We start from the raw sequence: 22,474 nt of genomic DNA on the forward strand, positions 1-22,474 counted from the left end.
GAACACCTTCAAATTACTTCCGGTTATACTCAATCTGATAAGAGCCGGAACCTACAGTAAACTGCAGCTCATCAGCGTTTTTGGAAACGTTATTTATCGTTTTCGCTGTGCTGATATCTTTACCATCAATTGCAACTTTTGCAGAAGACGCACCGGGTAAATGAACGCCTGCCGTAGTATTTGCTGGAACAGTAATATTCAAAATAAATTTACCGTCCTTTATATCCCATGCTGATTTAACAGTTCCATATAAAGTTTCGTATTCAGCAGAAGCATTGCTGAGACTTCCACCGGGATGAGGTGCAATAATTATCTTTTTATACCCCGGAACTTCCTCGTCTTCTCTGATTCCTGCAATTTCCCGATACATCCAGTCGCCTATCGCTCCGTATGCGTAATGGTTAAACGAGTTCATATTTGGAGTTTGAAATGTTCCGTCAGGCTTTTGTCCGTCCCAGCGTTCCCAAATGGTAGTAGCCCCCATTTTAACCGGGTACAGCCAGGAAGGATAGCTTTCCCGCAGCAGCAAAGAATAAGCAACGTCCCGGTAACCAAACCTGCTTAATACCTGGCATAAGTATGGCGTTCCTAAAAATCCTGTTGTTAAATGGTTATAATCTTTTACATTTTTTACTAATCTTTCTGCTGCCTGTGCCCGTAATCCCTCCGGTAGCATATCAAAGTTTAATGCTAAAACGTAAGCTGTCTGCGATCCGGAAACCAAACGGCCGTTTGGAGTCAGATATTCATTTACAAATGCCTTTTTTATCCTGTTCAGTAAACCGTTGTACGTTTGCACATCTTCCTTTTTATCAAGCACCTTTGCAGCATTTATTAAAAGCTGTGTTGAATGGGCATAAAAACATTGTGCAATCAGGTATTTGTCGGTTAAAGCAGCACGGCCGTCGTTATCATCATCCGGGCGGTAGAATAGCCAGTCGCCAAAGTGGAAGCCGGTATTCCATAAATCTTCGGGACTTTTCTGCCGGATATAATTCACCCAGTTCTTCATGCTTTCATACTGCTGTTCAAGCACACGTTTATCACCATAGGCTTTATAATACTGCCAGGGAATTATTGTAGCTGCATCCGCCCAGCCGGCAGAACCATCGCCGTCAAAAGCCTGCGGAATAACCCAGGGTATGCTTCCGTTCTCATGCTGATCCGCCTTTACATCCTGCAACCATTTACTGAAAAAACCTGCAACATTGCGATTAAAGGTTGCAGTACGGAAGAACGCCTGTGCATCTCCTGTCCATCCCAGGCGTTCGTCCCGCTGAGGACAATCTGTGGGCACATCAACAAAATTTCCGTTCTGCCCCCACTGTATATTGTGCTGCAACTGATTAAGAAGCGCATTAGAACTGCTGAAAGTACCTGCAGGCTTCATATCTGAATAAACGGCAATAGCGGTAAAATTTTCAGGTTTTGGCTCCCCGGGAAATCCATCAATTTTTATATAACGGAATCCCTGGAAGGTAAAATGAGGCTCATAAACTTCTGGTTTGCCCCCTTTAAGCGTATATTTTATTTCCTGTTTTGCAGACCTTAAATTATCTGTGTAAAAATTTCCGGCTTTATCTAAAACTTCTGCATGATGAATAGTAATGGTTTCGCCGGGTTTTCCTGACACCTTTAACTGAACCCAGCCCACCAGGTTTTGTCCAAAATCGACAACTGTTTCCCCTTTGGGTGTTTTAAATATCTTCAACGCTTTAAAGGTTTCCTGTTTTCTTACCGGAGGACCGGACATGGCTACCAGATTGTTTTTATCAAAATCAGTTACCGTTACCATTTTCCAGCTGCTGTCACTAAAACCCGCAGAACTCCAGCCACTTTTTTCCATGCGTGCATCGTAAATTTCGCCATCGTAAATCTCTGAAGCACGAACAGGCCCATCGGATGTTGTTTTCCAGCTGCTGTCCGATGTTACCAGGTCTTTCGTTCCATCTTCATATTGCACCTCCAGCTGAAAAAGCAGGGATAAATCATCTCCATATAAATTAGTTTTACGGTCGCTGAAAGGCATATAACTTGCATACCAACCCGAACCGATTGAAACTCCTGCAGCGTTTTCTCCTTGCTTTACTAAATCCGTTACGTCATAAACCTGGTATTGCAAACGCTTGCGGTAGCTGGTCCAACCGGGTGAAAGGTAGCTGTCTCCCACTCTCTTTCCATTAAATTCAGCTTCGTATATTCCGTGTGCAGTAATGTATAAACGGGCAGCTTTTACCGGGCTTTTAAGGCGAAAGCCTTTTCTTAATAAAGATGCCGGGCGTTTTCCATCTTCAGCAATTTTTCTTTCTCCCCGAATCCATTTGGCCGACCATGCATCTGCAGATAATAATCCCATTTCCCAGGATTTGATTTCACTCCAGGGTGACACATTTCCCTGATTATCCCAAACCCGAACCTGCCAGAAACATTTTTGCCTCGACTGCAAAGCCGGCCCTTCGTATTGTATATGTATTGATTTATCTGAATTAACTTTTCCTGTTTTCCACAAAAGCGCTTCTCCCTTCTCAGTTGCTTCCGCAGTATTAGCAACCCGTATTTCATAAGCCTTTTGAAGTATATTTTTATCTGAGGATTGCAGTTTCCATGATAAACGCGGGTTCACTACATCAATACCTAAAGGATTATTCTGATACTCGCAGGTTAAATCATATACTTTTAGTTTTTGAGAAAAGGCAGGTAAAACAAACGAACAACTAAGCAGAAAAAGATAAAATGCAGTGCAATAAATTTTAAATTGTCTCATTTACAGAAGGTTTATAATTAGTTACTGGTATTTACAACTATATATAACAGGTTTATTATGCGCATCCTGTACTGTCCTGAATTAGCACAATTTTGTAAACTGAGCCTGTATTTACTTTAGATAGCCACTCTACACATCTCTCCTTAATACTTCCAAAGGCGGCTTATTCAAAATCCCCCTGCTGTTTATTAAACCGATCGCAACGGTTAATGCAGACACCAACAGGAATATAATGAAAGCCGGCAATAACTCCGGATGAAATTCAGTTTCAAAGCTGTATTTAGCAAGCGCCCAGCTGCTTATGAATGAAAGAAAAATACCAGTAAGAGATGCCAAAGCACCTAAAAAAAAGTACTCGAGCGCGGTTATAAAAAGAATCTGCTTTCGACTTGCACCCAGGGTTCTGAGAAGTACACTTTCCTGTATACGCTGGTATTTGCTGATTAGCACTGATGCAACAAGTACTATCAGTCCGGTAAGAATGCTGAACGCGGCCATAAAACGAATAACAAATCCGATTTTATTAAGAATTTCATCTAAAACACTTAATACCAGATCCAGATCGATAATGGAGACATTAGGGAATCTCTGAACAACAGCCTGTTGAAAAGCAACCGATGCTTCTGTAGAAGGTACCCTTGTAATCAATACATGAAACTGAGGTGCATCCTCAAGCACTCCCTTGGGGAATACTACACGAAAATTGGTCTGAATGCGATTCCAGTCTACTTCCCTGAAGCTGCCTACTACCGCTGGGATGAGTGCTCCCTGTACGTTAAAAACCATCTTATCGCCAATTTTTATATGCGTGCGTTCTGCGTACCCTTCTTCCAGTGAAATGTAAACAGTTCCGTCCTTCGCAATATTTCCGCTCCACTTTCCTTCGGTGATCTTTTCAGAACTGGTCAGCGAATCGCGAAAAGTAACTCGTAGCTCAGAATTAAAAGCTCTTGGAGAAATTTGAAGAGTGGAATCCTTTCTTACATCAGCCGCAGTTAAACCGTTGATTTCTTCTACCCTCATGGTAACGATAGGAACCTCCTGGATAATAGGCAGCTGCTTCTCCCGCGTTAAATTGGCAATATCCTTTTTCTGATTTGGTTGAATATCAAACAGAACCATGTTAGGCTGATTACCGCTTGCAGAAAGCGTAACTCGTTTCAGAAGGATATCCTGGATAAAAAACAGGGTACAGATAAAGGTTGTTCCGAGACCGATAGAGACAATCAGTATCAGTGTCTGATTATTCGGCCGGAATAAATTTGCAAGTCCCTGCCGCCATACATAGCTGAACGAAGATGGGAAAAACCGTTTAACCAGGTTGATCACAAGCCATGCCAATGCGGATAATACTGCAAATGAAAAGACTACTCCTAAAGTAAAATAAGCAGCTTTTATCCAGCTTGTTAACTGAAAGTAACTAAAGATAAAAATAAACAGAAGGATAAGAAGATAAACGAGCCCTTTTAAACGATCTTTGAATAAGCTGAGATGTTCATAAGATAAACGCAGCGTATTCAGGGGTGATATATTTCGTATAGAAATCAGCGAGAGTAAAGCAAAAAGAATGGAGATAATAAGGCCCAGTCCTACTCCCTGTAAAATAGCTACCCAGGAAATATCATTCGAAATTTCAACAGGTAACAGGTCTTTTAATACCAGCGGCAATACTTGTTGAACAATCGTTCCTATTATCGCTCCGAGAAGAGAACCGATCAACCCAATTCCGGCAATCTGTATTAAATAAATGAGAAAAGCCTGCTTTCCCTTTACACCCAGGCAACGTAGTATTGCAATAGTGGCAATCTTTTCACGCATGTAAATATGAATAGCGCTTGCCACTCCGATACACCCCAGTAAAAGAGCAATAAAGCTTACTAAAGATAAAAAGCGGGTTAAATCGGCAAAAGAACGGCCTGTCTGCTCTTTCTGAGATTCAATGGTGTCGTGATCCAGACCTTCCTTTTCCAGTCTTTTTTCAATTCGTTTAACCAGCTTCTCTACATTAACCGACTGATTATACTGATAGTAAAATTTATAATTGATCCTGCTTCCCTTCTGGGCCAATCCTGTTTGGTTCAAATACTTCAAGGGAATGTAAACAACCGGAGCAATACTGGTAGACAATCCTGTTTGCCCCGGTGCTTTATCTAATATCCCGGCGATACGAAAGGTTACTTCGCCTACTTTAATGGAATCGCCAACCTGTGCGTTAAACTGAAGCATGAGGGTTTTTTCCACCAATGCTTCTTTTTCATGCCTGAAATTTGCTCCTGCTTCTTTGGGTGTTGTTTCTAATTTCCCATAGTAGGGAAAATTACCTTGCAGCGCACGGATATTTACCAAACGAGTGCCTTTACTTTTAGGAAAGTAGATCATCGAAGCAAAACTTCGTTCCTCAGACCGCTCTTTACCTAAAGAATAAAGAAATTGAACAGTTTTAGCGGCGGGAATCTTATTTGTTGAAATAACAAGATCAGCACCAATAAGGGTAGCAGCCTGCTCATCGATATCTTTACGAAGATTGTCGCCAAAAGAATAAATAGCGACCAATGCTGAAATACCGATGATAATAGAGGAAATAAACAGCAATAAACGGGATCGGTTGCGACGGCTGTCCCGCCATGCCATCTGTAACAGCCAGGGAAAGTTTAAAGGGTTGCTATTCTCCATCAGGCCTTAATCAAAGTATCATCAGCAACCAGTTTACCGCCTTTTATCCGGATAATCCGCTGTGTTTTAGAGGCAAGGTCCATATCGTGGGTAACCAGAACTAAGGTAGTACCGGCCTCACGGTTGAGATCAAAAATCAGTTTAACCACTTTCTCACTTGTTTCTGCATCGAGATTTCCTGTTGGTTCATCGGCAAATAAAATTCTTGGATTATTGGAAAAAGCCCTTGCCAGAGAAACACGCTGCTGCTCTCCGCCAGAAAGCTGGGCCGGATAATGATGGCCTCGGTCAGCAAGGCCTACTTTGTCAAGAAGGTCTAAAGAACGTTGCCTGATATTTTTTTCTCCCCGTAACTCCAGAGGAACCATTACATTTTCAAGTGCCGTTAACGTGGGCAACAACTGGAAATTCTGAAAAATAAAACCGACATACTGGTTTCTAACCTGTGCTCTTTCATCCTCGCTTAACGAGTCTATCCGTATACTGTTCAGTTCAACTGTTCCGCTGGTAGAACGGTCAAGGCCGGCGCATAAACCCAGCAACGTAGTTTTACCGCTGCCTGAGGGACCAACAATAGAAACAGCAGAACCGGGTTCAATGGTAAAATTGATATCGTTCAATACCGTTAAAGTCCTGCCGGCACTTTGGTATGTTTTGTTTAAATTTTGGATATTCAGAATACTCTGCACAATTTTAGTGTTAGAATTTGTTATGTAAACAGCATAAAGCTAAACTTAAATGTTAGACACATGTTTAAAAATACTGTTACTTTGATTCAAAAATTTACTATGCGTACGTTCTTAATATTCTGTTTTCCCTTGTGTTTGGCCCTGTTGTCTTGTAATAACAACTCCGGTGAGACTGCCGAAGGGAAACAAAAATCAGATAGTGATACTTTAAAGATGAATAAAACTGAAATAAAAAACATTCTTTTTTTTGGCAACAGCCTTACAGCCGGTTACGGACTTGATGATCCTTCAGAAGCATTTCCGGCTGTAATCCAGCAAAAGATAGATTCTCTGAACCTTCCCTACAAAGCGATCAATGCAGGCCTAAGCGGTGAGACTACGGCCGGAGGTAAAAACAGAATTGACTGGCTGCTGAAGCAAAAGGTAGATGTTTTTGTGTTAGAACTTGGAGCTAATGACGGACTCCGTGGTATTCCGGTTACTGAAACGGCTAATAACCTGCAATCTATTGTTGATAAGGTAAAAGCGAAATATCCGGAAGCTCAACTGGTTATGCTTGGCATGGAGGTGCCTCCAAACATGGGTGGCACCTATGCTTCACAGTTTCGGGTCATCTTCAGAAAGATCGCTGAAAAGAATAACATGGCTTTTGTGCCGTTCCTGCTTGAAGGCGTTGCGGGAAATGTAGATCTTAATTTACGTGATGGCATTCATCCTACCGGGAAAGGATATAAAATTGTTGCTAATAACGTTTGGGAAGTTTTGCAGCCTTTATTGTAAATTAATAGAGCAGTAAAAGAAGCCAAAACAAACTTTTATAAGCTCCTCTATTTAAGAAACTTTACAGCAAGTCTTTCAGTATAAGGATAAAAAAGAAAGATTATGGAACTTTTTATCCTGATTATCCTTTCTGTGATTTTTATTCTTTGTTACGGATACGAGGCACCCTTACACGATGACGACAAATCTTAAATAGCTGTTTCCTAGTTGTCCTCTTCTTTAAAATGTAATAAAAATAAAACGGGCAGCTTTATTGCATTCAATTATCTGCAATTAAACCACCCGCTTCCAATTTGCTGAATTTCTCAGCTTGTTATTTATTCGTATATAAACTGGCAATATTATAATCGCCAGTTTTGATCGTCATCACCTCGCTGGGTTCGTGGAGTAATTCGCTCAACTTTTACATCTGTACTTCTGAGTTTATCCTTAATTGTTTCATCTGTTTCTTCAATTTCTTTATTCAGAGAAACCTGTTCAACCATCCGGGCTTCTTTTCCAACTACCGGAACTTCTTTATGCTCAATTATATCGATAGAACCTTCCTGAAAAGTTCCTGTAACCCCACTATTGGTGGGCTGGCTGGAAGTACCGGGTTTAGCCAGTTTTGAGCGTAAGCGATAATTTTGATCTAAAGGGTGATCGATGATTTTACTATGATAGCTGCTGCTTTTTCCGGTTGGTTCCTGTATAATTGTGTGGGGATGATCTGAGGAATTACCATCCGCACTAATTGCTCCATTTTCATCGAGTATTTGTGCGGCTCTTTCTGCCTCTTCTGCGGATTGCGCATGCACTGTTACCACAATTCCATTCCTCGCTGCTTCGGTATAATTGCGAACTTTATCTTCATCACTGCTAAACAAGGAATGAAAGAATCCGGAAATGCCGCTATCCGAATCAGTATCGTCTGACATGTCTATATGTTCTGTGTTAAAGTCAGCATATTTCAGGCTTTTAACCGCAGCTTCAGCATGTTCAGTGTGACGGAAAATACCGATGACTGTTTGTGGTTTTTCTTCCCTGAAATGGTCTTTATTTTGCCTGCGATGATATAAATTATGTTGGTCAAAATGCCGGTGATTGTAAAAATTACTGTCATCAGATGCGGCTTCCACCCTGCTTCCAAAAGCATCTCTTACGGACGATTCTACCTGCCTGCTGATCATTCCTTTTTCATAGGTAGGCAGAGAGGTCAGCTCGTTCGCCATAACTCCCGGAAAGATCACATTATCATGGGCATCATGCAGTTCTGCTATCCCTATCGGAACCAGGACCTTCCGGCTTTCGAGGTGGAGTTCATTCTCTTTCAGATCGAGTATAATATATCGCACTTTACCCGATTCGGTGTCAAACAAAAGATCCTTAACCTTACCGATAATTTTACCACGACCGTTCTTCGCTGTCCAGCCCCGGATATCAGGTTCTCCTTCAGTAATTTCAAAATTACTTCCGCTTAATTCCTTTAAACGATCAGATTCGTAGTTTTCTTTAGAAGTCATGATTTTAGGTTTTTATTGGTTTATAATGAATTAGCCTCTGCAAACAGTAAGAAAAACAAAACCGGGAGTTGCATTTTCTGCGGTCTGTAATTTTAATGTACTTGTTTCTGCCCGGGCAGTCTGATCTAGATGCAGGTAATTGTTCTGATACAAATAATAGGCTATTGCAGCAATAATAATTACTATCAGCAGCCAGATCCACCAGGAACTGCGTCTTTTCTTTTGTACATGTAATTCAGCCATAATACATTCATTTTTGTATTATTTTAACAAAGCTTTTGATTATAAGTTTCTTATTTACTGAAATGAATGGAAACATATTAAGGAGATTTTTAGTATTAAGAAATCCTTTAAGAGATTTTCTTTAACTTGCTCACAAATATTTTTTACTAACAGATTGACATTTCAGGATTTTAACTTTAACGAACACCTGCTCGAAAGCCTTTTGAGCATGGGATATACAAAACCTACTACTATTCAGCAACAGGCGATACCGGTAATTTTAAACGGTAAGGATTTAATAGCCTGCGCTCAAACCGGCACGGGAAAAACCGCTTCTTTTCTGTTACCTGCAATACAGCATGTTCTGACATTGAATGAAAAACAGACCACTGTCTTAATTCTGGTGCCAACCCGCGAACTTGCACAGCAAATTGATCAGCAGGTAGAAGGGCTTGCTTATTTTACCGGGGTGAGTTCGGTGGCAGTTTATGGTGGCGGCGACGGAATGGCCTATGAACAGCAACGGCGGGCGATACAACAAAAAGTCGATATCATTATTGCTACGCCGGGCAGACTGCTTGCTCATTTAACCTCTGGCTTTTTAAAACCCAGCCACATCCGTCAACTAATACTGGATGAAGCCGACCGCATGCTTGACATGGGTTTTCTCGATGATATTAAACGAATTATCAGCTATTTACCCACAAACAGGCAAACTATTTTATTATCTGCCACCATGCCTCCTAAAATACGAACACTGGCCCGTTCGGTATTAAAACATCCGGAGCAAATTAACCTGGAAGTTTCGCAGCCTGCAGCAGGAGTCGATCAACAGATTTATCGTGTATCTGATGAGCAGAAAATCCCTCTCATATCGTATCTGTTTGAAAATGGTGATTTTAAAAGTGCTATTATTTTCGCATCCCGAAAGGAAAAAGTAAAAGCAGTTTATAAAGCGTTAAGCTCAAAAGGCCTGGAGGTGAGGGCTTTTCATTCGGATCTGGAACAGCAGGAAAGGGAAGAAATTTTACTTAAATTCAAAAACAGGCAATTACAGACTATTATCGGAACCGATGTGCTTTCCCGGGGAATTGATGTTGAAGGAATAAGTTTAGTGATAAATTTTGATGCGCCTGCAGACCCTGAAGATTACATCCACCGAGTAGGCCGTACAGCCCGGGCTGAAACTACCGGCACTGCCATTACTTTTGTTAATGAACAAGACCAACGCAAACTCGCAAATATCGAACACCTGATCGGTAAGCCCATTCCCAAAATGCCCCTCCCTGTCGAAATAGGAGAAGAACCGGTTTTTAAACCCCTCAGAACAAACAAGCCCGGCGGTAAAAGAAAACCGTGGAAAACAAAGAAAAAGATGAATTAGGCCGATTGGTTTAGGTATGAGGTATTAGGCTTTAGGTATAAGGAATCTTATTACTTGATACCCATTACTTATTACTTGATACTTATTACTTGATACTTACTACTTATTACTTACTACTATTTCAATTTAAACAAAAAAGCCCCGTTTTGACGAGGCTCTGTAATTGTTAAGCATGTTCGAAATGTTTATCCGGAATTTCAAGTCCTAATACATTCGTAGTATGTTCTTTAACTTCACGGTATAAGGCTGCATCCTTTGCCAGGTTTTTACCATAAGAAGGTATCATCTGCTGCAGCTTATTTTTCCATTCTTCCGTATTTACTTTCTCTTTAAAGCACAGCTGAAGCAGGTTAATCATAATAGAGACAGCGGTAGAAGCGCCCGGAGAGGCTCCTAATAATGCAGCAATAGAGCCGTCCGCTTTGCTTACTATTTCCGTCCCGAATTCCAGGATTCCGCCATGTTTAGGGTCTTTTTTAATTACCTGCACCCGCTGACCTGCAATTTCCAGCTCCCAGTCTTCCATTCTTGCCTCGGGAAGATATTCTTTCAAAGCTTCCAAACGATCCTCGGGAGATTGCATTACCTGGTTAATCAGATACTTGGTCAAGGGAATATTTTTAAGACCTGCAGACATCATCGGCAGGATGTTATTTGCTTTTATTGATAAGGGCAAATCCAGCAAGGATCCGTTTTTAAGGAATTTTGTGGAAAATCCGGCATAAGGACCAAACAGGAGCGCCTTTTTTCCATTAATCATTCGTGTATCCAGATGCGGTACAGACATTGGAGGCGATCCTACAGCGGCTTTTCCATATACTTTGGCATTATGCCTTTCAATGATCTCTTCGTTTGTACATTTAAGCCATTGTCCGCTAACCGGGAAACCTCCATACCCTTTTCCTTCCGGGATGCCGGATTTTTCAAGTAAAGGTAACGATCCTCCTCCTGCACCGATAAATACAAACTTCGCTTTAACTTTCCGCCTTTTTCCGGTTGACATGTCCTTTACCTTAATATTCCATAAAGAATCATCGCCCTGCTCCAGATCCTTTACTTCATGATTAAACCACAGCGACACTCCATCCAGGTTTTTCAAATGATTGAAGATACAGCGGGTAAGCGACCCAAAATTAACGTCGGTTCCGCTTTCCATACGGGTTGCCGCCAGCTTTTCATCCCCATTACGTCCTTCCATTACAAGTGGCATCCATTCGCGAAGCTGTTCTGTGTCTTCAGAGTATTCCATCCCCTTAAACAAGTGGCATTTCTGTAATGCTTTGTATCTTTTTCTTAAAAACTCCACATTCTGCCCGCCCCATACAAAACTCATGTGAGGAATGCTTCGGATGAAACTTTCAGGCGATTTGATAATGTTTTTTTGAATAAGATAAGTCCAGAACTGGCGTGAAACTTCAAAAGATTCAGCAATCTGAACCGCTTTTTTTGTCTGTATCGAACCGTCTTCCAGTTCGGGTGTATAATTTAATTCGCAATAGGCTGAGTGGCCTGTGCCTGCATTATTCCAGGCATCCGAACTTTCGGCAGCAGCAACATCAAGCCGCTCAAAAATCTCTATTTTAATATCCGGCTCCAGTTCTTTCAGCAACATTCCCAGCGTTGCGCTCATAATTCCCGCTCCTATTAAAATCACATCGGGATCTTTCTTTGAATTACTTTTACTTTTAACCATCTTCTTTTTTAATCACGTTTCCTACTATAGATTACCAATTTTCACAAGTAGTGTTTTTATTTAAAATTTTATTTTTTGTGGTATTGTAACCTGATATGACAGTATTTTTGTCGCTGATACATCGGCATTAATTCCACAAAAATGTATCCAATTTATTAGAAGAGCGTATAATATACTCTCAAGAAAAGCACTTTTACAATAACATGAGAACTTACAACAAGAAATCAAAAAGACAGGCAAGCACTACCCCACTTGTTACAGCTAAAAAGCACTGGATTGTTTATGTACTCCCTTTACTATTTACTTTTTCAGGATTTGTGTTCCTTAGCCAGGGAAGTATTTTCGCCAAAGTTACAGGTTTAGTGATAATTTTTTTCAGTTTAAGATACATTCTTAGAAAAGCAAGTGTAAAACTACACCTCACACACGATCATTTATTTATCGAAACAGGCGTTTTGCCCTGGTTTAAGAAATATTATGAAATACCGCTTTTTGATGTTTACAAAACCAGCGCTTCTATCAATCGAATAGGCAGGTTTTTAAATAACGGAACGGTTAGCGCACGCAATAGAGAAGATCATACCGATATCGTGAGCCACATTAACATTGCTAACCCACAGGATTTTGCGAACCAGGTAAATATGTTAGTTCAAAAATTGCCGGTACACGACCTGAATAAACTTTACGAGTTGAAGGAAAGGGGCGCTATTTCTGAACATGAATACAACATCATGAAACTGGGCTTTATCACGCATAAATATCTTGCCTGATTTTTTGCTTATCTCCTTCTTTAATGTGTAAATTTATACGATCAGCTAATCTTTTCCGTTTACCTACTACCTGAGAAAGATATTTCATGAAAAGAATTTTAATCCTGTCGTTTGTTGCGACCTCCTTATTCATTTTATCTGTAGAAAAGAGCAGTGCAAAGGACAATCCATCTTCCGTTTATTTAAAAAGCAGAGCAGCTTCTTACGATGACCCGGAAATACAACGTTCGTTAGAATCGCTTCAAAAAACAGTTCCCTTAACGTACAACAAGTATGTTAAAAATTATATTAAATACTTGTCTGGCAAGAAAAGCCGGTTTTCAAGAATGCTGGGCCTTTCCAGGTATTATTTTCCCATCTACGAGAAAATTTTCAAAGAATGTAATGTTCCTGACGAGATCAAATACCTTTCGGTTGTAGAATCGTCATTAAATCCGCAGGCTGTTTCTTCTGCCGGAGCTACCGGCCCCTGGCAGTTCATTCATCAGATTGGCAGAATTTACGGATTAGCTGTTAATGATAGCATTGACGAGCGAAAAGACCCGGTTTTAGCCTGCCATGCTGCGGCCAGTTACATTCTTGATTCGTATTCCATGTATGGCGACTGGCTGCTTGCCATTGCCTCCTACAATTGTGGTCGAAATAATATTAAATGGGCCATGGAAAAAGCCGGCGGAGAAAGTGATTACTGGACAATAAGACAATATCTTCCCGTTGAGACTCAAAATTATGTACCTGCTTACATTGCAACTGTTTACATAATGAACAATTACAAAAAGTACGGAATTCGTCCTCAGGAAGCATACTTCAGCATTGAAACAGATGTGCTGCAACTTGATAAACCGGTTTCGATGGAAATGGTTGCAAAGCAAACCGGAGTAAGCCTGGATGAATTAAGTACCCTGAACCCAGCTTATTCAAAACTTATAATTAACGGAAGCCCGCAAACTCCCAGAAGTCTGGTGCTTCCCGTTTTACCGTTTGAATCTTACAGTTCTTTATGTAAACTGCTTGGTGTTAAAGGAACACGAAATCCCGATACTCAGTTAGCTGCCGTAAAACCCGCAGGTAGAAGCTACTTCATCATGTACCGTGTTCAGGAAGGAGATTCTATTTCTTCTATAGCTGATAAATTCAGCGACACAAGTGAAGAAGAAATCCGTGGTATAAACAACCTGCTTGACTCGAGCCTTAAACCGGGAGTAATACTAAAAATAAGACAATATAAAAGTTAATAACCTACAGTATTCCCATATGTGGAATATTTAATTGTTTTACCTTATTGTACTGAATCAGTTGGGTTAACTGTATTAATAGATGAAGAATGATTCATTGTATCAGTATGGTTCTCATGCTGGTAAGTATTCTGATTTTTATATCCTCTGAGGAGAAAGAACAGCGAAGCAAGTACAATTACTGCAATGAGTACCCATAAGGGCCACATACTTCTTTTAGGAGACGAGTCAATTTCCGCCATATTAGTAGAATTTAGAAAACAGAATCAAGAATACTGCCAGAATACTTTAAACAAATAAATTCAGCAGCAAGGTGTTAAATTAAACCCTAAAAAGATGTATATTTTCTAACTCTTTCCGCTTTCTTTTTATGTACATTTGATAATTACATTCTTTTATAAGAAACGGTTGGAACATTATTTGCTATTTCATGCCGTAATTGTATGAAACTCTGTACGTTTAACTAGCGTACAAACAGTATCTTAATATTTTATCAAAGGTAAAAGCAACGTTATGGAAACTATTTTATCTGAAACAGAAGCAGAGAATGCTTTAACCCATTTATCCGAAAAAGAGCAGAACGAAGTTAAAAGGGATAAAATAAGATTTGGGGAATTTTATATTAAAAATGTGGATGATACTTATTCCAGAGTTAATCCTTTAGATGTTGTTGTTCAGGATGGAATTCCGGTAATGATACAACACACATCGCTTACACTTATATAATTTCTTTATCCCTTACCATTACTTTCCTTTTCTACTTTATTTTCCTGCAGCTTTGTTATTATTCTTTCTTTTTTGAGGTCAACCCTGATTAAAGCAAATAAGCTCATATATACATTTGCTATCCAAACAAGCGAGAATCCAGCAAAAAAGTAACCTCGCCAATCATCAAATAAAAACTGGTATTTGCTGATAATTAATATTGCTATGGTTACATAGTGGCTAAAGCAATATTCACAGGTAAATAAATAGAAAAATTTTCTCGCCAATAACGTTCGGCATTCCTGAGAACGCTTTATACAAAACTCACGCGGTTCACGAAACACTTCTTCGTGAGTTACTGTCCATGCAATACAAGCCACCGGAATGGCTAAAAGAAACAACCAGGTTATCTGTGCAGCTAATGTCATTAACAGATATTACAGATGCTGTGAGTATTTGTTTAGAGATCGTTTAACATTTCAAAATCATGTAAACACTATTAAAATATTGCGGTTATTCTTTTATACATCCATCTATAAAAACATGCAAAACTCAATGATCAATAGAATCGGAGAATCTTTAGAAGATTCTTTGTTGCAGCCAAATGTAAATGCCAACATAAGCAAGTCTGAACGCTATGTTTCCATCGGAACCGGTGCCTTTATCGCTTTAAAAGGAATTACCAACTTATTTTCAAGTCCGCTTCTGGCGCTTGGAGAATTAGCCATCGGCGGAGCACTGCTTTATCGCGGAGTAACAGGCTATTGCGCAATAACAGATCGGTTAGAAAATAATGATGCTTCCAATTCTTTTATGGGAAGCTCCCAATATATGGAAAGTACCAGCCTGGCAAGCGGCATGTCAGTTCCATCAGATGCCTATTAGGAGAGCGCTGCTTATATCTGTCGTCCTGAACCGGTTGAGATTCTTGGAATCTGCGACGGTTCAGGATGATTAATTCAATACTCAATGTTTACTTAACAGCATCTCTGATAGAAGAAACCAGTTTTTTATTGGTAATTCCTTTATCGAAAGTAATGTAACCGGGGTATTCTACATTATCGGTTAATGAGGGTTTAATTTTAAAGGTAATTAAAGCTTCCTTTTCTGTACTTAGATTGAAGAAATTTATCAGTGCCGCCCTGTTTTTTGAATTTTCAATTATGGGATAAATATCAGTGCTAATTTTTATCGGAACAATTGTTGACCCTCCATTAGGTTCAATTCGTATTGGCTGATCAATTACACCTTTTGTTAATTCAAAATCTTTAATAAGCACGATATATTCAAACCTGTTTATTCCGGCAAGCGCATTTCCGGGATTTTCTATTTTCAGGTTTAAACGTCCTGTAAAAGGCAAGTGCTGCTTAAAAAGAGCTAAAGCAAGAACAGGAGATTTTGATAGATTTACACCCTGAGGGGTGATTATTGAAGAAACAGCTATATTGCCAAGGTATACGCTATCGGCAGAGGCAATGGTATATTTGCATTTTTCCAAGGCCTTTAACTGCTTTATCTGCTGATTAACCCCGCAACTGATCAATATACTTATAATAAGTAAAGCAAAAAACGCTTTTTTCATATTTGATATAACGTATTAATTAAGCCGAAGCTAAATCAAACTTTTTAAATGGTATTATTTCATCCTGCTGTATAAAAATAAAGCGGCAGCAATTCCTGCAAATGCCGCTGCCATTGAAACAGCTGGTTTAGATTTGCTTTTTAAATTCAGCTTCCATCCGCCGTAAATGCTGGAACCGTATTTTACGGGAGAAAAAAGATTTCCGGTGGTAGAAGCAATTCTATCTGCATTATTAAAATATCCATCCATTAAACCCGATGCAATTTTACGTGTTAATCCGGGAAATAAGGAATATGCTAATTTAAAAAAGGACGCTGCCAGGTCTGTTGTTGTATAATTTTTTGGGTGTTCAGCTAAACGAACCATTGCTTTTGCAACACGCTCCGGATCAAACACGGGTGGCATTGGCTGTATAACTTTTCCTGTATAATTTGCTGCATGTTGTATCCCTGGTGTATCCAGGAAAGCCGGAAAAAGATCGCACACATAAATGAAAGGTGATTTAGCAAGCTCGCTTCTCAGCACTTCAGAAAAACCTCTTAAACCAAATTTACTTGCTGTATAGGCGGCAGCATAAGGTGTAGGAATCCATCCTCCAACCGAAATATTATTAATAAGGATACCATAACCTTGTTTTTTAAAATAGGGAACTACCGCATGTGCGCCGTACAGGTATCCCAATAAGTTAGTCTTGAGAACCTGCTCATGTACTTCTACCGGAGTATCTTCAAAGCCCCCTGTGGCCAGTACTCCTGCATTGTTAATCCAGACATCAATACTTCCTCCAAAGTTAACCGCTGCTCTTGCTAACTCCTTCAATGCCGCAGCTTCTGTTACATCTGTTTCAACTGCTATCGCGTTTGAATTAAGACTGATGCACTCTTCAACCAGTTCATTAAGTGCGTCCATCCGTCGGGCAGCCAAAACCAAGTTTGAGCCCTTACGTGCAAATTCCAATGCCGCAGCTCGTCCCACTCCGCTGGATGCCCCGGTAATAACAACAGTTTTTTTATTGAGCGGTCGTTTAACAAGTCTTTTTTCTGTCGCTTTGTCCATAATACTAAATTTACAGCTACTGTATCTTTAAGTATTGTTTCCTGCTATTTGTTTTTAAATGCTTTCTGTTGCTCTTTCAAACAAAGCGAACTTGGTTTATCCTTTTTTTAGGAAATTATTTATATTGGCATACTATACTTATCGTTAAAAACCACAGGAAATATTTATGAAAAAAAAAGAAGCCAGATTTTTTTCCGCCCTGTTATTTCTCGGCGCTTCATTAATCGCTGATACTTCTGAAGCTAAAGTTATATTACCCGCTTTTTTTACCAATAACATGGTATTACAACAAAAAGACCAGGTGCCTTTATGGGGAAGTGCAGCACCTGACAAAACAGTTAATGTTTTCACCTCCTGGAATAATAAAAAATACACAGCAAAGGCAGACAATAAAGGAAACTGGAAAGTTACCGTCAGCACTCCTGCTTATGGCGGCCCTTATTCAGTTACGTTTGATGATGGGGATGCACTTACTTTATCCAATATTCTGATCGGTGAAGTATGGGTGTGTTCAGGGCAATCAAACATGGAAATGCCTCTGGCGGGCTGGGGTAAAATAAAAAATTACGAGCAGGAGATTGCTGCTGCAAATTACCCGGAAATACGTTTATTGCAGGTACAAAAAGCTACCAGTATTAAGCCCTTGAAAAATGTAAAGGTAGACGCTGATAGCTGGCAGGTTTGCTCGCCGGCAACAATACCTGGCTTTTCTTCCGTTGCCTATTTCTTTGCAAAAAACATTTATGAAAGTAAACATGTTCCTATCGGCCTGATTCATACTTCGTGGGGAGGAACTATTGCTGAAGCCTGGACAAGCGGTCCTTCACTTAAGAAAATGCCTGAGTTTGCCCAAGCAGTTGAAGAAATGCAGAACGACCCTGATTTTGAGAAAAATATTCGAAAGAAATTCGAGGTACAATTAGAAGCATGGAATAAAAAACTAACAGCAAAAGATCCGGGGTATAAAGATGGAAAAGCGTTGTGGGCGACTTCCAATCTTGATGCCTCTGCCTGGAAAACGATGAACCTTCCTGAATTGTGGGAAAAAGAAGGACTAACGGATTTTGACGGGTTGGTATGGTTCAGAAAAAAGGTTACTATTCCACAAAGCTGGTCAGATAAAGAACTAACCTTAAGTTTAGGGCCGATAGATGATAACGATGTTACTTTTTTCAATGGAAAAGAAATTGGCCGCACGCAAGGCTATGATAAAGCCCGCGTATATACGATTCCGGCCGGCGAAGTTAAAGCAGGAGAAAATACAATTGCGGTACAAGTATTTGATGGAAGCGGAGGCGGAGGAATTTACGGATCACCGGATCAGCTATTTATAAAAAATTCAAGCGGTGAGAAAATTAGTCTGACGGGAGACTGGAAATACCAGGTAAGCATTGCTGCAAGTGAGATCGATGCAATGCCTTATTCTCCAGAAGGCGGGCCTAACAGGCCAACGGTTTTGTACAACTCGATGATACACCCCTTAATTCCATATGCCTTCCGCGGCGTGATCTGGTACCAGGGAGAAAGTAATGCCAGTCGTGCATACCAGTACAAGGAACTTTTCCCTCTGATGATTAATGACTGGCGGAAAAACTGGAACCGCGGCAACTTTCCTTTTTACTTTGTTCAGTTGGCTAATTTTATGGATAAAAAAGAACAACCAGCAGAATCGGAATGGGCTGAATTGCGGGAAGCGCAGAAAGCAACACTCTCTTTGTCAAATACGGGAATGGCTGTAGCAATTGATATTGGCGAGGCAAAAGATATTCATCCAAAAAACAAACAGGAAGTTGGCCGAAGGCTTGCACTTATTGCAAGGGCAGAAATATATGGAGAAAAAATTCCTTTTTCGGGCCCCATGTATCAGTCGATGAAAGTAGTGGGTGATAAAATTCGGTTATCATTTACGCATACAGGCAATGGTTTAAAAATCAAAGAAGGTGGTAAACTAAAAGGGTTTGCTGTCGCCGGAGCGGATCATAAGTTTTATTGGGCAGATGCAAAAATTAAAGGAAATGAAGTAATAGTTTCAAGTGATCAGGTTAAAAGCCCCGTTGCTGTTCGTTATGCGTGGGCTGATAACCCGGATGCTAATCTTTATAACGGAGCAGATCTTCCCGCCTCTCCTTTCAGAACGGATAACTGGCCGGGATTAACAATTAATAAAAAATAAACAGAAGCTGTTATCCAACTATTAAACCATGCAGTCAAAGGCACTTTTCTTATTTCTGATATTAGTATCTGTTACGGTTCCAGATTTTGCACAAACAGTAATTCCTTTGTGGAAAGATGGTGCTCCCGGTTTTGAAAATCTAAAAAACGAACCCGAACAGGCAAAAGATTACTGGGTTAAGCACATCAATAATCCATCGCTTACTGTTTACCTTCCTCCAAAAGAAAAGGCTACCGGTGCTGCTGTAATAATATGCCCGGGAGGAGGTCATCGTGAACTGGTTTTTAATGCAGAGGGCGTAAATCCTGCAAAGTACTTAAACAGCCTGGGTGTTGCCGCTTTTGTTTTGAAATACCGTTTAAGTCGTGAAGAGGGTTCTCCATACTCCTTAGACAAGCATCCGATGGAAGATGCTTACAGGGCTATGCGTTTGGTAAGAAGCAGGGCTAAAGAATGGAACATTGATTCGTCACGTATTGGAATGCTTGGATTTTCTGCTGGAGGAGAAGTGGTAGCAATGGTAGCTTACGCTCGGGGAGACGGCAATCCGAAAGCGAAAGATCCTGTTGACAGGGTAAACGGAAAGCCAAATTTTCAGATGCTTATTTATCCCGGCCCATTAGGCATTCCGGATTCTGTTTCATCAGATGCTCCGCCTGCGTTTTTAGTTGCCGCCGTTAACGATCCGTGCTGTGCTATTTCATCAATAACACTTTTAGAAAAATTTCACAAGGCAAAAGTTCCGGTCGAAGCCCATATTTATGCACAGGGCAGCCATGGCTTCAATATGGGCGAACGTTCTAAACTAAATTCCATAAGTACATGGAAACAACGTATGGCCGACTGGCTTTCTGATACCAATATTCTGGTTCCGGGTTTGAAACACAAGGAATAAGTGAAGAATAATTATAAATCAGAAGAAATTTTATCGATCAATGCTCTTACTTTTTCTTTTAAGACCACTGGTTTTATAATACATGCCTGGTCTCCAAACATTAAAAACCAGCGGGCGAAATGACTGAGGGAGGCGGTAAAAAAAGTCATATCAACCTTGTCACCATTTTGAATTTCAGATACAAAGCCATTGTAATATTTCTGCTCATCCAGGTATTTGTGCATCTGCCTGTTGCACGATATTACTACTTCCTGCAAATCACGCTCCCTGTACAATTCCTGAAGATACTTTTTTAAAGGTGGGTGATCTTGCCGGAAAGAATCTGAAGTTAAGTTTAATCGCGAAACCCGATCCAATCTGAAATCACGGTAGTCATTCCGAAGATGGCAAAAAGCAATCAGATGCCAGTACCTGTCTAAATAAAAGGTTCCTACAGGCTCAATAAACCTTTTTGTATTCTCCTGACGCCAGTGTGTAAAGTAATCCAGTGACATTACTTTCTTTTCTGCAATACTCTGTAAAATGGTTTGCAATAAGTTCAGGTCTAAATTGCGCTGCACCTGAGGCCTGCTTTTTAATACTTCAATATGAGAATCAATCTGTTCCAAAAGATCTTTTTCTCCGGTGCGAAGTATGGCTTTAATCTTATACATCGCTGATTTGAAGGTGGCACTTAAACCATCATCGGTTAGTTTTTCAACAAGTTTTTCAGCAGTCAGAAAAGCAAGGGCCTCTTCCCTGTTAAACATTACAGGAGGCAGGCGATACCCATCCGAAAGTGAATATCCTGTTCCTGCTTCACCGATAAGCGGGATACCGGCTTCTTCAAGCGCCCGAATATCACGATAAACAGTTCGCAAACTAATTTCAAAACGTTCAGATATATCTCTGGCTTTCACTACTCTCTTAGATTGTAATTGAATCAATATCGCTGATAATCGGTCTATTCTGTTCATTTCGGGGATACAGATTGGGGCTTAAAGATATTCACATCCCCGGTATTTAAAGAAAAATACAGTTAATTGTTAAAGATTGTTAAAGCCTCTCCTATTCAGCCCAAATTATATATTTTCGGTCGTAATTTAATTAATTGACGATTAACGCTATTTAAACTATCTTTGCAAAATGTTTAAAAATAAACAACTGGCAGCATACGCATTATCCATACTTCTATTGATATCAGCCGGCTGTAAAAGTAAATTCGAAAAAATAAGGTTAAGTAATGATACCGGTAAAAAATACCAGGAAGCATTGCGGTTATATAACAAGAAAAGTTACAGCAAAGCTTTATTGCTTTTTGATGATCTGATGCAGCGCTACAGGGGGCGTACAGAAGCAGAAGACCTCTCCTACTACTTTGCTTATACTAATTACAAGTTAGAAGATTATACCACTGCACGTTACCAGTTTAAAGTTTTTGCCGACACCTATCCCAGCAGCCCAAAAGCAGAAGAGTGCCGGTATATGGCTGCTTACTGCTATTACCTGGAGTCTCCAAAATATTCGCTTGATCAGGAAAACACTATAAAGGCGATTGAGTCGTTACAGTTGTTTATCAACTTATATCCTAAAAGCGAACGGGTTGCTGAAGCAAGTAAGCTTATTGATGATTTGAGGGACAAGTTAGAAAAAAAGGCTTTTTATAACGCCAAGCTTTATTTCGATATCGGTGATTATAAATCTGCCGTTATAGCTTTCAGAAACGCTTTAAGAGATTATCCCGATACAAAATATGCGGAAGAAATGGAATATCTTTCCATTCAATCGCAATACCAGTATGCAAAAAACAGTTTAGAAGTAAGACAGGAGGAACGGTATGGTGAGGTAATTGTGATGTCGAATGATTTTACTGAAAAATATCCGACAAGCAAGTATCTTAAAGATGTGGTTGATCTTAAGAAAACATCTGAAGAAGACCTTGCCGAAGTAAAAAAAATCCTTGCAGCTAATCCTGCTTCTACCAAACAAGAAAAAGAAAATAAAGAAGAAACAGAAAATAAAACCACTCAAAATGAGCAATAACAATAAAAATACGATTCCAACTACAACCGTTACCCGCGATGTGCGTCAGCTGGATCAAAAAACTGATAACATTTACGAATCTATCGTAGTTATCTCAAAACGTGCAAATCAAATAGCAGCCAATATGAAAGAAGAACTTCATAACAAGCTATCAGAATTTGCATCTTCAAATGACAATCTGGAGGAGGTTTTTGAAAATCGCGAACAAATAGAGATTTCTAAGCATTACGAACGTATGCCCAAACCAACTCTAATTGCAATTGATGAGTTTTTAAACGATAAAGTTTACCACCGTAATCCGGCTAAAGAACAACAGTAATTTTGTCCTA

21 protein-coding genes are annotated in these 22,474 nt (G+C 39.9%); 10 read left to right on the forward strand and 11 right to left on the reverse strand.

The features are described from left to right. Nucleotides 1–13 precede the first annotated feature (13 nt). The 3 genes from ACLCDL_RS11410 to ACLCDL_RS11420 all read right to left on the reverse strand — a co-directional run bounded on the left by ACLCDL_RS11410 (nucleotide 14) and on the right by ACLCDL_RS11420 (nucleotide 6,126). The gene (locus tag ACLCDL_RS11410) at nucleotides 14–2,764 is read right to left on the reverse strand and encodes a family 78 glycoside hydrolase catalytic domain (RefSeq protein WP_423148428.1); all 2,751 of its coding nucleotides are present in this window, start codon (nucleotides 2,762–2,764) and stop codon (nucleotides 14–16) included. Nucleotides 2,765–2,893: 129 nt separating this feature from the next. Beyond that, on the reverse strand, nucleotides 2,894–5,437 hold the full coding sequence (locus tag ACLCDL_RS11415; protein WP_423148429.1) for an ABC transporter permease: 2,544 nt from the start codon (nucleotides 5,435–5,437) through the stop codon (nucleotides 2,894–2,896). Then, nucleotides 5,437–6,126: an ABC transporter ATP-binding protein gene (locus ACLCDL_RS11420; protein ID WP_479725325.1), complete on the reverse strand. Its 690-nt coding sequence runs from the start codon at nucleotides 6,124–6,126 to the stop codon at nucleotides 5,437–5,439. The genes ACLCDL_RS11415 and ACLCDL_RS11420 overlap by 1 nt, the downstream gene beginning before the upstream one ends. Before the next feature lie 213 nt (nucleotides 6,127–6,339). Here ACLCDL_RS11420 and ACLCDL_RS11425 point away from each other — a divergent pair, with 213 nt between their 5' ends. Next, nucleotides 6,340–6,906: an arylesterase gene (locus tag ACLCDL_RS11425; RefSeq protein ID WP_423148430.1), complete on the forward strand. Its 567-nt coding sequence runs from the start codon at nucleotides 6,340–6,342 to the stop codon at nucleotides 6,904–6,906. 341 nt (nucleotides 6,907–7,247) lie between these two features. On the opposite strand, the gene ACLCDL_RS11430 is transcribed toward ACLCDL_RS11425, so the two are convergent. After that, the gene (locus ACLCDL_RS11430; RefSeq protein WP_423148431.1) at nucleotides 7,248–8,408 is read right to left on the reverse strand and encodes a PRC-barrel domain-containing protein; all 1,161 of its coding nucleotides are present in this window, start codon (nucleotides 8,406–8,408) and stop codon (nucleotides 7,248–7,250) included. A 30-nt stretch (nucleotides 8,409–8,438) separates the two neighbouring features. Next, nucleotides 8,439–8,651, reverse strand: a complete 213-nt coding sequence (locus ACLCDL_RS11435) for a hypothetical protein (protein ID WP_423148432.1) — start codon at nucleotides 8,649–8,651, stop codon at nucleotides 8,439–8,441. A 154-nt stretch (nucleotides 8,652–8,805) separates the two neighbouring features. Here ACLCDL_RS11435 and ACLCDL_RS11440 point away from each other — a divergent pair, with 154 nt between their 5' ends. Next, nucleotides 8,806–10,014 carry a DEAD/DEAH box helicase gene (locus ACLCDL_RS11440; RefSeq protein ID WP_423148433.1) on the forward strand — a complete coding sequence of 403 codons (1,209 nt, stop codon included), beginning with the start codon at nucleotides 8,806–8,808 and terminating at the stop codon, nucleotides 10,012–10,014. 166 nt (nucleotides 10,015–10,180) lie between these two features. Here the strand turns inward: ACLCDL_RS11440 and ACLCDL_RS11445 are convergent, their stop codons facing one another. After that, nucleotides 10,181–11,707, reverse strand: a complete 1,527-nt coding sequence (locus ACLCDL_RS11445; protein WP_423148434.1) for a malate:quinone oxidoreductase — start codon at nucleotides 11,705–11,707, stop codon at nucleotides 10,181–10,183. A 203-nt stretch (nucleotides 11,708–11,910) separates the two neighbouring features. Here ACLCDL_RS11445 and ACLCDL_RS11450 point away from each other — a divergent pair, with 203 nt between their 5' ends. Beyond that, nucleotides 11,911–12,477 carry a YdbT family protein gene (locus tag ACLCDL_RS11450; RefSeq protein WP_423148435.1) on the forward strand — a complete coding sequence of 189 codons (567 nt, stop codon included), beginning with the start codon at nucleotides 11,911–11,913 and terminating at the stop codon, nucleotides 12,475–12,477. Between the two features lie 86 nt (nucleotides 12,478–12,563). Further along, a complete protein-coding gene (locus ACLCDL_RS11455) occupies nucleotides 12,564–13,712 on the forward strand; it encodes a lytic transglycosylase domain-containing protein (RefSeq protein WP_423148436.1) in 1,149 nt (382 codons plus the stop codon). A gap of 44 nt (nucleotides 13,713–13,756) precedes the next feature. On the opposite strand, the gene ACLCDL_RS11460 is transcribed toward ACLCDL_RS11455, so the two are convergent. Next, entirely contained in the window at nucleotides 13,757–13,954 is a 198-nt protein-coding gene (locus ACLCDL_RS11460) for a hypothetical protein (protein ID WP_423148437.1), read from the reverse strand. Nucleotides 13,955–14,225: 271 nt separating this feature from the next. Between ACLCDL_RS11460 and ACLCDL_RS11465 the strand changes: the two genes are divergently transcribed. Beyond that, nucleotides 14,226–14,438 (forward strand): hypothetical protein, encoded by a 213-nt coding sequence (locus ACLCDL_RS11465; RefSeq protein ID WP_423148438.1) that lies wholly within the window; start codon nucleotides 14,226–14,228, stop codon nucleotides 14,436–14,438. Between the two features lie 5 nt (nucleotides 14,439–14,443). Here ACLCDL_RS11465 and ACLCDL_RS11470 read toward each other — a convergent pair whose 3' ends face one another. After that, nucleotides 14,444–14,845, reverse strand: coding sequence for a hypothetical protein (locus ACLCDL_RS11470; RefSeq protein ID WP_423148439.1), 402 nt, complete (start codon nucleotides 14,843–14,845; stop codon nucleotides 14,444–14,446). 127 nt (nucleotides 14,846–14,972) lie between these two features. Here ACLCDL_RS11470 and ACLCDL_RS11475 point away from each other — a divergent pair, with 127 nt between their 5' ends. After that, nucleotides 14,973–15,302, forward strand: coding sequence for a YgaP family membrane protein (locus ACLCDL_RS11475; protein WP_423148440.1), 330 nt, complete (start codon nucleotides 14,973–14,975; stop codon nucleotides 15,300–15,302). Between the two features lie 88 nt (nucleotides 15,303–15,390). Here ACLCDL_RS11475 and ACLCDL_RS11480 read toward each other — a convergent pair whose 3' ends face one another. Together ACLCDL_RS11480 and ACLCDL_RS11485 are read right to left on the reverse strand one after the other, a co-directional pair. Beyond that, nucleotides 15,391–15,999 (reverse strand): hypothetical protein, encoded by a 609-nt coding sequence (locus tag ACLCDL_RS11480; RefSeq protein ID WP_423148441.1) that lies wholly within the window; start codon nucleotides 15,997–15,999, stop codon nucleotides 15,391–15,393. A 54-nt stretch (nucleotides 16,000–16,053) separates the two neighbouring features. Continuing rightward, nucleotides 16,054–17,055, reverse strand: coding sequence for an SDR family oxidoreductase (locus tag ACLCDL_RS11485; RefSeq protein WP_423148442.1), 1,002 nt, complete (start codon nucleotides 17,053–17,055; stop codon nucleotides 16,054–16,056). Nucleotides 17,056–17,221: 166 nt separating this feature from the next. On the opposite strand from ACLCDL_RS11485, the gene ACLCDL_RS11490 reads away from it, so the two are divergent. Then, entirely contained in the window at nucleotides 17,222–19,228 is a 2,007-nt protein-coding gene (locus ACLCDL_RS11490) for a sialate O-acetylesterase (RefSeq protein ID WP_423148443.1), read from the forward strand. Between the two features lie 28 nt (nucleotides 19,229–19,256). After that, nucleotides 19,257–20,123 carry an alpha/beta hydrolase gene (locus ACLCDL_RS11495; RefSeq protein ID WP_423148444.1) on the forward strand — a complete coding sequence of 289 codons (867 nt, stop codon included), beginning with the start codon at nucleotides 19,257–19,259 and terminating at the stop codon, nucleotides 20,121–20,123. An 11-nt stretch (nucleotides 20,124–20,134) separates the two neighbouring features. Here ACLCDL_RS11495 and ACLCDL_RS11500 read toward each other — a convergent pair whose 3' ends face one another. After that, on the reverse strand, nucleotides 20,135–21,079 hold the full coding sequence (locus ACLCDL_RS11500; RefSeq protein ID WP_423148445.1) for a helix-turn-helix transcriptional regulator: 945 nt from the start codon (nucleotides 21,077–21,079) through the stop codon (nucleotides 20,135–20,137). A 169-nt stretch (nucleotides 21,080–21,248) separates the two neighbouring features. Here ACLCDL_RS11500 and ACLCDL_RS11505 point away from each other — a divergent pair, with 169 nt between their 5' ends. Both ACLCDL_RS11505 and ACLCDL_RS11510 read left to right on the forward strand, forming a co-directional pair. Further along, nucleotides 21,249–22,145: an outer membrane protein assembly factor BamD gene (locus tag ACLCDL_RS11505; protein WP_423148446.1), complete on the forward strand. Its 897-nt coding sequence runs from the start codon at nucleotides 21,249–21,251 to the stop codon at nucleotides 22,143–22,145. Then, nucleotides 22,135–22,464, forward strand: coding sequence for a DNA-directed RNA polymerase subunit omega (locus ACLCDL_RS11510; protein WP_423148447.1), 330 nt, complete (start codon nucleotides 22,135–22,137; stop codon nucleotides 22,462–22,464). Before ACLCDL_RS11505 ends, ACLCDL_RS11510 begins: the two co-directional genes overlap by 11 nt. Nucleotides 22,465–22,474 lie beyond the last annotated feature (10 nt).

This window comes from Rubrilithobacter danxiaensis (assembly GCF_047272945.1).
GTDB lineage: Bacteria > Bacteroidota > Bacteroidia > Sphingobacteriales > Sphingobacteriaceae > Rubrolithibacter > Rubrolithibacter danxiaensis.